Annotated in this window: 15 protein-coding genes and 1 pseudogene; 1 reads left to right on the plus strand and 15 read right to left on the minus strand. The window is 69.0% G+C overall.

Annotation, left to right across the window (positions count from 1 at the left end; genetic code table 11):
• From ACQUQR_RS15100 to cbiT, 11 genes are read right to left on the minus strand one after another with little or no spacing between them, the layout of a single operon-like run.
• A complete protein-coding gene (locus tag ACQUQR_RS15100) occupies positions 1–1,224 on the minus strand; it encodes a PQQ-binding-like beta-propeller repeat protein (RefSeq protein WP_435197348.1) in 1,224 nt (407 codons plus the stop codon).
• Positions 1,217–1,588: a DUF3209 family protein gene (locus tag ACQUQR_RS15105; protein WP_435197349.1), complete on the minus strand. Its 372-nt coding sequence runs from the start codon at positions 1,586–1,588 to the stop codon at positions 1,217–1,219. The genes ACQUQR_RS15100 and ACQUQR_RS15105 overlap by 8 nt, the downstream gene beginning before the upstream one ends.
• Before the next feature lie 8 nt (positions 1,589–1,596).
• Positions 1,597–2,823 (minus strand): CbiX/SirB N-terminal domain-containing protein, encoded by a 1,227-nt coding sequence (locus tag ACQUQR_RS15110; RefSeq protein ID WP_435197350.1) that lies wholly within the window; start codon positions 2,821–2,823, stop codon positions 1,597–1,599.
• Positions 2,820–3,527 carry a cobalamin biosynthesis protein gene (locus ACQUQR_RS15115; protein ID WP_435197351.1) on the minus strand — a complete coding sequence of 236 codons (708 nt, stop codon included), beginning with the start codon at positions 3,525–3,527 and terminating at the stop codon, positions 2,820–2,822. The genes ACQUQR_RS15110 and ACQUQR_RS15115 overlap by 4 nt, the downstream gene beginning before the upstream one ends.
• Complete coding sequence (locus ACQUQR_RS15120) at positions 3,520–3,771, minus strand: ferredoxin (RefSeq protein WP_435197352.1); 252 nt, start codon at positions 3,769–3,771, stop codon at positions 3,520–3,522. Before ACQUQR_RS15120 ends, ACQUQR_RS15115 begins: the two co-directional genes overlap by 8 nt.
• Positions 3,761–4,729, minus strand: coding sequence for a precorrin-3B C(17)-methyltransferase (gene cobJ, locus ACQUQR_RS15125; protein WP_435197353.1), 969 nt, complete (start codon positions 4,727–4,729; stop codon positions 3,761–3,763). The genes ACQUQR_RS15120 and cobJ overlap by 11 nt, the downstream gene beginning before the upstream one ends.
• A 2-nt stretch (positions 4,730–4,731) precedes the next feature.
• Positions 4,732–5,637, minus strand: a complete 906-nt coding sequence (locus tag ACQUQR_RS15130) for a precorrin-3B C(17)-methyltransferase (protein ID WP_435197354.1) — start codon at positions 5,635–5,637, stop codon at positions 4,732–4,734.
• A 1-nt stretch (position 5,638) separates the two neighbouring features.
• Positions 5,639–6,628, minus strand: a complete 990-nt coding sequence (cbiG, locus tag ACQUQR_RS15135) for a cobalt-precorrin 5A hydrolase (RefSeq protein WP_435197355.1) — start codon at positions 6,626–6,628, stop codon at positions 5,639–5,641.
• A gap of 3 nt (positions 6,629–6,631) precedes the next feature.
• Positions 6,632–7,498 carry a cobalt-precorrin-4/precorrin-4 C(11)-methyltransferase gene (locus tag ACQUQR_RS15140; protein ID WP_435197356.1) on the minus strand — a complete coding sequence of 289 codons (867 nt, stop codon included), beginning with the start codon at positions 7,496–7,498 and terminating at the stop codon, positions 6,632–6,634.
• Complete coding sequence (locus tag ACQUQR_RS15145) at positions 7,495–8,310, minus strand: cobalt-factor II C(20)-methyltransferase (RefSeq protein ID WP_435197357.1); 816 nt, start codon at positions 8,308–8,310, stop codon at positions 7,495–7,497. The genes ACQUQR_RS15140 and ACQUQR_RS15145 overlap by 4 nt, the downstream gene beginning before the upstream one ends.
• Complete coding sequence (gene cbiT / locus ACQUQR_RS15150) at positions 8,307–8,879, minus strand: precorrin-6Y C5,15-methyltransferase (decarboxylating) subunit CbiT (protein WP_435197358.1); 573 nt, start codon at positions 8,877–8,879, stop codon at positions 8,307–8,309. Before cbiT ends, ACQUQR_RS15145 begins: the two co-directional genes overlap by 4 nt.
• A gap of 149 nt (positions 8,880–9,028) precedes the next feature.
• Between cbiT and ACQUQR_RS15155 the strand changes: the two genes are divergently transcribed.
• Complete coding sequence (locus ACQUQR_RS15155) at positions 9,029–9,850, plus strand: MarR family transcriptional regulator (protein ID WP_435197359.1); 822 nt, start codon at positions 9,029–9,031, stop codon at positions 9,848–9,850.
• A 25-nt stretch (positions 9,851–9,875) separates the two neighbouring features.
• On the opposite strand, the pseudogene ACQUQR_RS15160 reads toward ACQUQR_RS15155, so the two are convergent.
• The 4 genes and pseudogenes from ACQUQR_RS15160 to ACQUQR_RS15175 all read right to left on the minus strand — a co-directional run.
• Positions 9,876–10,162: pseudogene (locus ACQUQR_RS15160) on the minus strand (AAA domain-containing protein); the annotation flags it as partial.
• A gap of 746 nt (positions 10,163–10,908) precedes the next feature.
• Complete coding sequence (locus ACQUQR_RS15165; protein ID WP_435197360.1) at positions 10,909–11,289, minus strand: DUF7268 family protein; 381 nt, start codon at positions 11,287–11,289, stop codon at positions 10,909–10,911.
• Positions 11,290–11,294: 5 nt separating this feature from the next.
• Positions 11,295–12,242 carry an ABC transporter permease gene (locus ACQUQR_RS15170; protein ID WP_435197361.1) on the minus strand — a complete coding sequence of 316 codons (948 nt, stop codon included), beginning with the start codon at positions 12,240–12,242 and terminating at the stop codon, positions 11,295–11,297.
• A 1-nt stretch (position 12,243) separates the two neighbouring features.
• Entirely contained in the window at positions 12,244–13,350 is a 1,107-nt protein-coding gene (locus ACQUQR_RS15175) for an ABC transporter permease (protein ID WP_435197362.1), read from the minus strand.
• Between the last annotated feature and the right edge of the window lie 40 nt (positions 13,351–13,390).

Here is a 13,390-nt window from a genome sequence, read left to right on the forward strand (position 1 = left end):
TCAGGCCGTCCCGAAAAAAAGGCGGTAGCGTCCCCGCTCCGTCCCCTCGTCGTGATAGACGACGGGCTCCTCCACGGCGGCGACCGCGTCACCGTCGAGCGCGACCGCCGTGACGATCCCGTCGGTTTCGCGGCTCGTCTCGGGGCCGGTCGGCGCGTCGAACACGCGGAGCCCGTGGACGGCCGCCTCGCGCGTCCGGAAATGCTGGGCGCCGGGCACGGCCACGCGCCCACCGTCGGCGCCGAGCTCCCCCGCGAAGCCGCCGACCGAGGTCGTCCAGGCACGCTCACCGTCGGGGGTGTAGCCGAAGGCGGTGTGCTCGCGCGGATGCAGCGACGCCGTCTCGCGGCCCTCGGTCGCGTAGGTGTTCCCCGTGACGAACACCACGCCGTCGTCGGTCGCGTGGACGTGGTTCGGATAGGCGTACAGCGTCTCCCCCTCGACCTCGGCGGGAGTGGCGAGGTCGACGCGCCACCGTTCGGCACCGCCGTCGCCGAGCCGGTAGCCGCAGTAGTCACCGTGGCTGGCGACGACCACCCCGTCGTCGACGACCGAGAGGTCGCCGACGCGACGCTGCCCGTCGGTCCCGGGGTCCCACGCGTACCGTTCGGTTCCCGTCTCGGCGTCGAGGACGAGGAGCCCGTGCTGGTGGGTGCCGGGACAGCGGTTGTACGCGACACCGAGACGGTCGCCGTCGGAGTCGAGACTGATCGGGGAGGCATCCGCCCGCTGGGTCCAGACGACCCCGCCGCCCGCATCGAACGCGTAGATGGCGCTGGTGAACGAGCGTCGCTCGCCGTCACGTTCGTACCGGCGGGCCGCGACGTAGAGTCGCTCGCCGTCGCTCACGGTGTCGACGACGAACGGCCGGAAAAACCGGGTCGGCTGCTGGGGTGGGCCGACGTCCGCCGCCGTCGCGTACCGCCAGCGGAGCGTGCCGGTGGCCGCGTCGTAGCATCTGACAGCCCCCTCGGGGCCGCGCTCGCCGGCGACGACGGCATCGCCGAACGGCGTGAGCGAGACGACCGACGTCGACTCGGTGTCAGTCCCCCCCGTCCAGCGTTCGTCGAGGGTCGCCCGGTCGTACGCCCGGAGCTCGCCCGTGGCCGTGCCGACCACGACCAGCTCGTCGGTGAACGCGACGGCCGACCGGCGGCCCGCATGGCGGGACCGGGCCGGGGAGACCGCGCCGAGGTCGACGGTTCGTCCCGTCAGGTCACTCATCGACCGGGAACGCCTCGTGGAGGACGTGGTGGGCCTCCCCGAGGCCGTCGAGGAGGCTCTCACCCTGGTCGGTGAGACGATGGACGGCGCGTTCGGCATCCCGGACGGCCACCAGCCGCCCCCGCTTGTAGTCGTACGCCGGGTCGTCCGGGTCGGCGGCGGCGATCTCGGCTTCGAGATCGACGAGCGCGCTATCGAGGTGGCGTTGCACCTCCGAGAGCGTCTCCGCGTCCGCCAGGGCCTCGATGGGGCCGTCGAGATGGCCCTCGAGTTCCGTCTCCGCGTGTTCGCGTGCGCTCCGGTCTTCGGTGCCGAGCACGTTCATCAGTCCGAGTCGTAGGGCTTCGATTTCATAGCAGCTCATGGGTGTGGTTACAGTGTTTGGTCGACGAGATCCGAGACGATGCGGTCCCTGTCGAGGTGGTACGAGACGATGCGTTCGGCGTCGGGCTGGTCCACGTCACCGTACCAGACGCCGTCGGGGTAGACGGCGACCATCGGCCCCTCGCCGCAGCGGTCGAGACACGAGGTGCGCGTGATACGCACGTCACAGGCGTCGGAGTCGCGAGCGGCCTGCCGCAGGCGCTCGAGCACGGCCGGCGAGCCCCCGGCAGCACAGGTCTGGTTCGTACAGACGGCGACGTGTTTCTCCGGGGCGTCGTGGGTGTGTGGCTCCGCGTCCACGTCCTCACGGTCGGCGTGTGACTCCTGGTGGGTCAGCGCCCGCAGCATCGCTCGCGCCCCACCCACGTCCGCCTCGTAGCCGTCGAGTTCGACCTTGTACTTGCAGGTGTCACAGGACATATCCACGCTGTCCGTCCGGGCCTCCTGCCAGCGGTCGCCGAGCACGTCCAGCAGTCGGGTGTCGGTCCCGAGTGGGTCGCCAGCCGCTGCAGCCACGTACGGGTACGACTCGTCGAACGCGTCGGCACCGTCACGGATGCGGCCGGTGAGCACGCCATCGCCGAGCATGTACGGGAGGACGACGACCGCGTCGGGACGGTGTTTCGCCACCGCGTGAAGCGTCTCTTCGAGCTGTGGTTCCGTCACCCCGATGAAGGAGGGTTCGACCCGGTCGAAAGCGCGCCCCTCGTACAGGAGCCGGGCGAGTTTGTGCGCGTCGCCGTTGGCGTCCGGGTCGCTGGAGCCACGGGCACAGAGCACGACGGCGACGTCGTCGCGCGCTCGGTCGACGCCGAGTTCGGCCTCGACCGCCGCCGCGCGGTCGTCAAGCAGGTCGACGATCGCCGGATGGACGCCGAGATGGGCGCCGTTGTGGATGGTGAGGTCGGCGTGCTCGCTCCGGGCCTGCTGCACGGCCAGTGGCACGTCGTTCTTCACGTGGCTCGCCGCGAACAGCGAGAGCTGGACGACGGTGAGGCGGGATACTGCGGACGCGAGTCCCGCGATCGCGTCGGGGATCGCCGGCTCCGCGAGTTCGAGGAACCCGGCGTCGACCGGAACGCCCAGTCGTCCCTCCAACTCGGCGGCGAGGGTCCGAACCTGCTCGTTCGACTGCTCGCGTCGCGAGCCGTGGCCGACGAGGAGCACCGCCTCGTCGGACAGCCCGGACTGCGTCGTCGGCACGTCGGTGCTCATGACGAGAGGTCACCCACCTCGCGGTCGGTCGCGCGTTCGACGCTCCGGCGGAGCTTCTGCCGACGAGCGGCCGAGTAGAGCCCCGACTCGTCACTGCCGGCGTAGAGCCACCGCGCGAACGCGGCGGTGTCCGCGCCGTCGGCCAGGCCGAACCAGTAGCCACCCGAAGAGGTCTCCGAGAGGTCGTCCGTCGGCACCGAGGGCTCGACCGCGTCGAGGAGTGACCGAACCGTCCGAAGCAGGCCCGCGTCGTCGTGGACGAACGAGATCCCGACGGCGCCGGACGACTCCCGGAAGCAGACGGTGCCGCAGGCTTCGAGCACGCCGCGGAGTAGCTGGGGCAGATACGCGTCGAACGCCCCGAACCGATACCCGCCGGGCTCCCCCTCGATGGGGAGTCCGAAGGCGGCGCTCGCGCGCTCGGCGGGGGTGCCGAACACGCGAAGCTCGAACTCGTCTTCGTACCGGACGATAGCGGCATCGTGTGCCGACTCCCTGGCGGCGACGCGGTGTTCACCGTCCGTCCGGTCGGTGCCGGCGGTCGCCGCCAGCGCGTCGGCGGCCGTCTCGTCCGTCGTGCGAACCGTCACACTCTCGCTCGACAGCTCGCCGTCACCGGCGACGCGCCCCCAGAAGTAGGCCGTGGCTGGCGTCGCGGTGAGCAGGTCCTCGACGGGCTCGGGCCGGCCGCTCGCGTCACTCATCGGCCACCTCCGGCAGCACGTCGATGGCGCCCACCGGACAGGCACGGGCGGCCTGCCGTGCGGCCGCGAGCTGGTCGTCGTCGAAGCGGACGAGCTGGGTCCCGTCCTCCGCAGCTTCGACGTGCCCGCCGTCGACGGTCGCCAGGCCGTCCGAGGCCTCCAGGAAGCGGTCGTCGCGGACGAGGCAGGCGAAGATACCGTCGCAGGCCTCGCGGTCGAGCCGCACCCGGTACTCAGTAGTCATACTTGGACTCGTACCCCCGCGGCGTCACCATCCGGCCGTCCCAGACGTACGTCTCCTCGTTCCCGACGATGATGGTCGTCGTCATGTCGACGAGCTCCGTCTCGCCGAGCGCCTCCAGCTCCTGGAGTTCGACGATCTCGACCTGCTCGTCGTCGCGACCGGCGCCGTGGACGATGCCGACCGGCGTCTCCGGGTCGCGGTGCTCTGAGAGGATCTCACAGCACTTCTGGAAGTTCTCCCGGCGCTTGCGGCTCCACGGGTTGTAGATGGAGATGGTGAACCCCTCCTTCGCGGCCGCGTGTAGCCGTGACTCGATGGTCGGCATCGGCGTGAGATGGTCGGACAGCGAGATGCTGACGCTGTCGTTCACGAGCGGGGCCCCCAACCGCGCACCGCAGGACTGTGCCGCGGGGACGCCCGGGACGACCTCGAAGTCGACCATGCTGGCGGTCGCCCCCTTCGATTCGAGGATCTCCAGCGCCAGCCCGGCCAGCGCGTAGACGTTCGGATCACCGCTCCCGATGATGGCCACGTCGTGGCCGGCGAGCGCGCGATCGATCGCTTCCTCCGTGCGGGAGACCTCGCCGCACATCGGCGTGTCGTACAGCTCAGCTGCCGACTCCGTGATCTCCTCCGGCAGGAGGTCGACGTACGTGGTGTACCCGACGATATGCTCGGCCTGGAGCAATCTTTCGCGCGCGCGTTTCGTCATCCCGTCGGGCTGTCCGGGGCCAAGCCCCACTGCGACCAGGCGCCCGGGGTCGGCCTCGAAGTCGTCGACGGTCGACCCGACCTTCTCGTCGGTCGCGGCCTTCTTCGAACTGCCGCACCCGGAACTGGACGACGAGGATGCGCCACAGTTCGACGTCGAACCGCCCTCACTCGTGGTGTCGGTGGTGGTCGCGCCGCAGCTGGTTTCGGTGTCGGTACTCGTCTCGGTAGTGTCTTCAGTGCTCATTGTCAGAAGTCGTCGACGTCACGCCCCCCGCGGGGGGTGACGAGGTGGTTGCCGTAGTCGTTCTCCCAGACCGTCGTCTCGTGGTTGCCGATCAGGATGGACGTCCCCATCCTCCCCACCTTCTCCTCGTGGTCGTTCGCCTCGCCGAGGGTCGTGATGGTGTGTGTCTCGTCCTCCAGATTTCGACCGGCATCGCCGCGGCCGGCGTCGTTGAAGATGCCGACCGGCACGTCGTCGGCGCGTTCCTCGCGAACCACGTCGATGGCGCGCTGGTAGTCGCGCCAGCAGTTGTAGAGGACGATGACGAACCCGCTGATGGCCGCGGCGCGCAGTTTCTCCTCGATTTCGTCCCAGCCACGCCACTTGTCGGACAGCGAGACGGTACAGAAGTCGTTCGACAGCGGTGCGCCGAGGTTCGCTGCCCCGCCGAGCGCCGCCGTCACGCCGGGGACGACCTCGATGGGGATATCGTACGCAGCCTCGGCCTCGGCCATCGTGAACAGGAGGTCGCTCTTGCCGTAGACGTTCGGGTCGCCGCCCGAGACGTGGGCGATGTCCTGCCCGGCTCGAACCCGCTCGAACGCTTCCCGGGCCAGTTCGACCTGCTGTCCCATCGACGACCGGATGAGCGTCTGGCGGGTGCCGCCGGGGCGTTCGAGGACGGTGCCGGTCTGGGAGCCCGGTGTCGCCCCGCCGTCCGTGGCGGCCTCCACCGCGGCGCTCTCGGGTGGCAGGGTGCCGTCCCGCCGGAGGAACTCCTGATAGAGGTTCGACGCGATGACGCAGTCGGCGGTGGCGATGACGTCCTTCGCCCGCTGGGTCATCGCGTGGGGGAGGCCGGGGCCGATACCGACGACGTAGAGCGTTCCCATCGAGCCGTCGGCGCTGGTGGTATCCGAGTCGGCCATGTTATCGCCCCACCGCGACGGTGACGGCGTCGTCGAACCGTTCCTTCTTCCGGGCGAGTTCGTGCTCGCGGCCGCCGGCGATCGCCGACGCCTCGGCGATGCCCGGCCAGCCGATGAGTTCCTTCGACCGCGAGGGGGACGGCCCCTCGAACCCCTCCAGCGTCTCCTTCTCGAAGAGTACGACGCCCGCACCGATCTCCTGGGCGGCCTCGTAGAGCCCCTCTTCGCCCTCCTTTCTGGTACCGGTGGCGACGAACTCCACGTCAGCGAAGTCGAGCCCGAGGTCGTCGAGGGCGGTCGACCAGGCCTCGATGACCTGGGCTTTCTTGACGCCCGAGACGGTGCCGGTTCCGAGGACGACCCCGTCCGAGGTGTTGCGTTTGAGGACGGTCACGTCGTCGTCGACGAGCACGGCACTGGGGCCGTCGAGGCGGGCCACGGGACCGAGCTCGTCGTTCAGGACGGCGAGGTTCGTCGCGACCGTGGAGTCGCCGTTGACGACGTGCGCGTCCAGCGCCTTCGCCTTGCTCTCGACGCCCTGTTTCCCCGCCGCCTCGCTCGCGGTCGTCATCGCGGGCACCGCACCCAGCTGCGAGAGGTCGTGAGCGACCTGGTTCGCGCCGTGGTGGCCGCCCGTGATGGGGATGGCCCACGTGAGCTCCTCGTCGACGACGACGATGGCGGGGTCGTCCCACTTGTCGTCGAGCAGCGGTGCGGTCTTCCGCATCGCGATGCCGGAGGCCATCAGGCCGACGAAGCAGTCGTAGTCGCCCCAGTGTTCGGCGAACACGTCGCCATGGTACTCGATGATGTCCACGCGGTCGTAGCCGTCGCCGATGCCGGCTTTGATCTCGCGTGCGGTGTCGAGCTTCCGCTCGAAGCTGATGATCGCGATCTCCTCGGCCACCTCCCCGTCCGAGTCGGGGGTCGAACAGTGGCCGCTCGATTCCGCAGCGTCCGTGTCGGTCGTGTCGTTTGCGTCAGTGCTCATGGGTCAGTCGTCAGCCTCGTTCTCGCTCGCGCCACGGTTCGCCCAGCCGTCGTACAGGTACGAGCGCTCGTAGCCGGCCTTCCGCGCGGCGTCGCCGATGACGACCATCGCGGAGGCACGGTAGCCCGCCTCCTCGAGGCGGTCGCCGATGGTGGCGATGGTCCCCTCGATAATCTCCTCGTCCGGCCACGAGGCGTGGTAGACGACGGCGACCGGGGTCTCCGGGTCGTGGCCGTCCGCGATGAGCCGGTCCATCGTCTCGCCGACCGCGTGAGTACCCAGATAGATGCAGGTCGTCACGTCGCCCATCCCGACGAACTCGCCGATGTGGTCCTCCTCGGGGTCGAGCGTCTTCCCCTGCGGCCGGGTGAACGCGACGTGGTTGGCCACGCCGTTCAGCGTGAGCTGGGTTCGGAGCGTGGCACTGGCGGCGAACGCCGAAGTCACCCCCGGCACGATGTAGGTCGGAACGCCCTCGTGTTCCAGCGCGTCCATCTGCTCGACGGCGGCGCCGTAGATCGCCGGGTCACCACTGTGGAGTCGGACGACCGTCCGCCCGGCCTCGTAGGCGTCCCGCATCAACGGCACCAGCTCCTCGAGGTCCTTCCCGATGCTCGACACCTGTCCGGCGTCGGCACAGTACTCGTCGAGGAGGTCGCTGTTGACGAGCGACCCGGCGTGGACGACGAGGTCCGCGGCCTCGACCAGCTCTCGGCCGGTGACCGTGAGCAGGCCCGGATCGCCGGGGCCGGCGCCGATGAACGGGATCCCCTCCTGGATTTCACCCGCGGTTCGGCTCCTGATCCGCTCGTCGCGTTCCGCTGCGGGTATCGCCGTCTCCGCGTCGATAGCCGCCTGTGGGTCGGTCATCGGCGCACCCTCCGTGGCGGCTCGTCGCCACCTGCTTCCCCGACGCTCCGTTCGGCCCGTTCGATATCGCTCCCGCCGTCGGTGCTCACGGTCCCGTCCGTCGACTCGGCGGTCGTCCCCGACTCGGCGGTTCGGAAGCTCGCTGTCGCCGGCGCCGACTCGAGCCCGCGCTTCTCCGCGTACGCCAGCGTGTAGTAGTCCCGGTCGGCCAGCGCCTCGGGGTCGTCCGTCACGACCGTCTCGCCCTGCTCCATGTACAGCCGGCGGCCGTACACCACGTCGTAGCCGGCCTCGACCAGCTGCTCGTGGGTCGCCGGCACGTCGGTCACCTTGAACAGCACCATGCGGTCCGGGCCGGTCGGTGCGGCGCCACGAGCTGCCTCGTGGAGCGTCAGGCTCGCGCCTGCAGCGATCTCGATGCCCAGGGCGGTCGTGAACGCGGTGACCGCGCTCACCCCCGGGACCACCGCCACCTCGACGTCCGGGTGGAACGCGGCGAGCGTCCGGCGGAGGTGCCCGAACGTGGAGTAGACGTTCGGGTCACCGAGCGTGACGAAGGCAACGGTGCCGTCGCGGGCACGCGGGGCGATCGCCTCGGCCGCGGCTTTCCAGGCACGGCGGAGTTCCTCCTCGTCGCGCGTCATCGGGAAGCCGAGGTCGCCGATGCGCGCTTCGGGGACGTGCGCCGTCGCGACGGAGCGTGAGAGCCGGCCGGGGGAGTACACCACGTCCGCGTCCTCGAGCACCTCGCGACCGCGGACGGTCACGAGGTCGGCGTCACCCGGGCCGAGCCCGACGCCGTAGAGGGTCATCGTGCCCCCTCCTCATCCGTGGTCCCCGACCCGGCCCCGCCGACGAGCATGTAGACGGGGTTGTCCGAATCGAAGCTCGTCGCCCCCGCGAGCTCGTAGCCGTGGCTGACCTGGAACTGGACGACCTCGTCGAGGAGCCCTCGATCGCGGAAGGCCTCCGTCGCCGCGCCCGCGACCTCGAGCCGGGAGACGTTCATCACGACACGGTCGACCGCGGCGTCGACCGCGTGGTCCAGCACCGCGGGGTAGTTGCGACTCCCCCCGAGGAACAGTGCGTCGATGTCGTCCGGCAGTCCGTCGGGCGCCTCCGCCTCGCGGAGGTCCACCGCCGCGGTCGTCTCGTTCGCGGCGAGGTTCCGCTCGGTGACCGCCAGCCGGTCCGGCTTCCGTTCGAGCGCCGTCACCCGGCCGGCGGCCTGCGCCGCCTCGATCGTGACGGCACCGGTACACGAGCCGACCTCGACGAAGTGGTCAGACGGTCCGAGAGCCAGTTTACTCAGCAGTACGGCCCGGACCTCCGACTTCGTCGGGCCGGCCTTCGCGTCGTGGGGGAGCGATACGTTCGCCATCGACGGAGACAACTCGTCTGGGGCACAAAACAATTGTGGTTGTATTAGTCCAAGCCAGCTTTGTCAAAAGGGCCGTGTTCCCTCGTACACTCCAAGTAGGAACGAGTTAGTGTAAACTTACTTGACCCCCGGCCGGGTAGCATTGAGTAATGCCACCGACCGCGGACGAGGCCGACGAGTTCGGCGTGCTCCGGAGCAAGCGCAACGCGACCCGCTATCAGATCCTGGTGCAGATCGCCGAGCGGCAGCCCGCAGTCAACCAGCAGGAGATCGCCGACGCCATCGGAATCACGTCGCAGGCCGTCAGCGAGTATCTCCGGGAGCTGGCCGACCAGGAGTACGTCACGAAACACGGCCGCGGTCGCTACGAGGTCACGAAAGCGGGTATCGACTGGCTGATCTCCCAGACCGACGAGCTCCGGACGTTCGTCCGCCACGTCTCGGAGGACGTCATCGGACAGGTGGACGTCGAGACGGCGATCGCGACGACGGACATCAGCGAGGGGGAGACCGTCTCGCTGTCGATGCAGGACGGCGCGCTCCGCGCGATGGCCGGCGGGGCCGGCCGTGCAACCGCAGTTGCAGTCACGAGTGCGTCGGTCGGCCGGGACGTGGGCATCACGAACTTCGACGGACTCGTCGAGTACGAGCTGGGGACCGTGACGATCCTCTCGCTCCCACGGGTCCAGGACGGCGGGAGTGCCACCGTCACGACCGACACACTCGTCGAGAGAGCCGCGGCGAACGACCTGACCGCCGTCGCCGGAAACGAAGCCCTCGCCGCCGTGACCGCAGCGGGGCTCGACCCCGATATCCGCTTCGGGAGTGCCACCGCCGTCAAGGAGGCGGCCACGAAGGGACTCGACGTGTTGCTGGTCGCCGCGGACGACGAACTCGCACCACACACGGACGCACTCCGCGAGGGGAACATCAGCTACGTGGTCGTCGACACCACAGAGGACGACAGGTGATCGGGAGCGAGCCGGGAACCCCTACTCACACCGGGATGAACGCCGGGTCGACGTGCTGGAGCCCCAGCACGGTGTCGAAGTAGTCGTAGAACGCCAGATAGAGGTCCATAGGCTTCCCCTCCTGTTCGTACCGGAGGGTGTGGAAGTCGCCGACGACCGCGCAGTAGCGCTTGGCCCGGGTGAGCGCGACGTTCAGCCGGCGCGGGCCGTCTTCGGGGCGCCCGAGGAAGCCGACGCGGCCTCGCGGTTGCTCCGGACGAGCGAGAGGACGATGGCCGTCTTCTCCCCGCCCTGAAACGAGTTCGAGTAATCGGAGTGCCAGAAGCGAATCCTTCGAGCGATCCCCGTCTCGCCGAACGTCTCGGCGGGGACGGCCTCGTAGTCGTCCCCGTCCGCGACGATGAACACCGGGCCGCGGACCGCGTGTTCGGTGTAGCCCACGTAGGCGTCGGTCACCGCCGCGTCGGCCACCCCGTGGAGCGGGATGCACGTCCAGCCTTCCGTCGGGTGCTGTAGGGAGTCGTAGTGGCTCACGAATTCCGCGATCGGCCGCACGGGGACCGGCGTGTCGGTCGGTTCGGAGCCGGAATCGCCCGACGCCAGCGAGGCGTCCGGAAGCGAGAACTCGTCGACGGCGTGTTCGAACAGCAGCGACATTCAGGTGTGTTACCCAGGCCCAGTGGCATAACCCTTCGCGTGGCAGGGGTTTCGCGGGGGAGCCGGGCGGTCGTTTTAACCAACAAATCCGGGGGGTGTCGTCAGCTGTTGGTTACGTCCGTGGACCGAGCGCGCCGCTCACCACCGACGGACTCCGGCTCCACCGGAAACCTACTGTCGCCACCGCGGGGACACACCGTGTTTCCGGTGAAATACCGCTCGCCGTGTCCGGAACAGTCCGCGTCGCGACGCGGGAGAGACTGTGTTTCACGCGGGGACGAGCACACCGCGTTTCCGGTGAAGATGAAGCCACGGCAGCACGTTCGTCACGACCTTCGAGGTCCACGGTGGTAGGCGATACTCCACCGCGATTACGACCGGCTCTGTCATTCGGGAACGTGCTACAGCAGCGTGAGAAGCCCGACATCGAGCAGCCCCGTCGTCGCCATCACACCGCCGCCGAACGCCCCGACGCGCGCCATCGCTCGCCGCGAGTCGGCTTCCGTCCAGTCCGTCTCCGTCTCCAGGTGTCGCTGCATCTGTTCGAACCCGCGCCCGGCCATCGCGGAGCCCGCCCAGCCGAGCAGGCCGACGCCGAACGCGAGCGTCCCGAGGACGAACGCGAACCGCACGGCTCGCAGGGGAGTCCAGCCAGCGAGCAGGAACACGAGCGGGAGAAGACCGCCGGCGACCGCCCCCACGAGGAACCCACCGGCGACGATGCGGGTCCGCGGTCGGAGGTACGCGGCCGCGAGCTCGCGCGGCCCGGCGGCGGCGTCCATCGCGATCAGTCGACCGCGTCCTGCATCCGGGGGTCGAGCGCGTCGCGCATCCCGTCACCGAGGAGGTTGAACCCCAGGACGGTCAACGCGAGGAACAGCCCGGGGAAGAAGGACATCCACCACTTCCCCGTCTGGAGGCCGTTCTCGACGCCGTTCGCGAGCATCAGCCCCCACGAGGGCGTCCCGGCCTGCGCGCCGAACCCGAGGAACGACAGCGCCGCGATGTCGATGATGGCCAGCCCGAAGTTCAGCGTCGACTGGACCGTGATGGGCGCGAGCGTGTTCGGCATGATGTGCCGGAAGAGGATACGTGGGTCCTTCGCTCCGAGCGCCAGCGTCGCGTCGATGTACTCGTCTTCGAGCACTTTCAGCGCCGCACCCCGGACGACACGGGCGAACCGGGGGGTGTAGACGAGCGTCAGCGCGATGACCGCCTTCCAGAGCCCCGCGCCGAAGATGGCGACGAGCGCGAGCGCCAAGAGGAGCGACGGGAACGCCAGCAGGACGTCCATCGTCCGCATGATGACGTTGTCCGTGATGTCGCCGTAGTAGGCGGCGATGATGCCGAGGCTGACGCCGAGGATCGTCGACGCGCCGACGGTGATCGTCCCGAACTTCATCGCGATCCACGCGCCGTAGAGCGTCCGCCGGAAGATATCCCGGGCGGAGGCGTCCGTCCCGAACAGCATCTCGGTGGCCGGCGCCGGACCGCCCGCCCAGCCCGGTGCCGCGCGGTCCGGGATGGCGCCGCCGAGCCGCGAGGAGGTGAGCGCGCTCAGATCGTAGAACAGCCGGGCGTAGATCGCCACCAGCAGCATCCCGACGATGATGCCGATGCCGATGAGCGCGAGGCGGTTCGAGAACAGCTCCGAGAGGAACGGCGAGTTCTTCAGGCGGGCGAGCAGCCCGCGTTCGGTGGGCTCAGTCGCTCCCTGGGTGGTTTCTGTGCTCATGTTATTGCTGGATTCTGGGGTCGAGGTAGCTGTAGGTGATGTCGACGCCGAGGTTCACGAGCGTGAACAGCAGCGCGAACGTGAGGACCGTCCCCTGCACGAGCGGGTAGTCGGTCGCGTTGATCGCCGAGACGAGCATCGTCCCGATGCCACCGATGCCGAACACGGTCTCCGTGAGGACGGCCCCACCGAGGAGCGTCCCGAACTGGATGCCGACGACGGTGATGACGGGGATCATCGCGTTCCGGAACCCGTGTTTCATCACGGTGATCTTCGCGCCCTGGCCCTTCGCGCGGGCAGTCCGCATGTAGTCCTGCCGGATGACCTCGAGCATCGACGAGCGCATCATCCGGGAGATGAGCGCCATCGAGTACACCCCGATGGTGACCGCCGGCAAGAACAGGTGGCGCACGGCCGAGAAGAACGGCCGGTAGTGCTCGAGGATCGAGGGGATCGCCGACAGCCCCGAACTGAGGATCGTATCCACGTACGCGCCGGTGTTGAGGATGAGCGTGTCGAGCGTGACCATCCCCGTCAGCGGCAACTGTGTGCCGAACAGCACCCAGTGGTCGTCGAGGAAGATCGTCGAGTCGATGCGCCCCGCGGCCGGGAACAGGCCGAGATACCCCGAGAAGAACAGGATGAGAAGCGGCCCGGACCAGTAGATCGGGACCGAGATACCGGTGAGCGCACCGATACGGGTGGAGTGGTCGACGAGCGAGTCCTGTTTCACGGCCGAGAGGATCCCGAGCGGCAGGCCCAGCGCGAGCCCGATCGCCTGTCCGTAGAGTGCGAGCTCGACGGTGACGGGGAGCTTGTCCGCGAGGACCTGCCGGACCGGCGTCCCCTTCGAGATCTGGTAGGACTGGCCGAAGTCGAACTGCGCTGCGTCGAGCAGGAAGCGACCGTACTGCACGAGTATCGGGTCGTTCAGCCCGAGCTGGCGACGGACCTCCCTGACGGTCTCCTCGGAGGCCCGCTGCCCGACGATGACCCGTGCCGGGTCACCCCCAGAGAGGTGGAGGATCGCAAAGACGAACGTCGCCACTCCGAACAGCACCGGAATCAGCAGCAGTAATCGCTTTACGATGAACCGTTTGGAAACCATGCGTATGTGTAGTAACCTTCTTTGAGGGGTGGATAAATGC

The organism is Natronomonas sp. EA1, assembly GCF_051195035.1.
Lineage (GTDB): Archaea > Halobacteriota > Halobacteria > Halobacteriales > Haloarculaceae > JBNTJV01.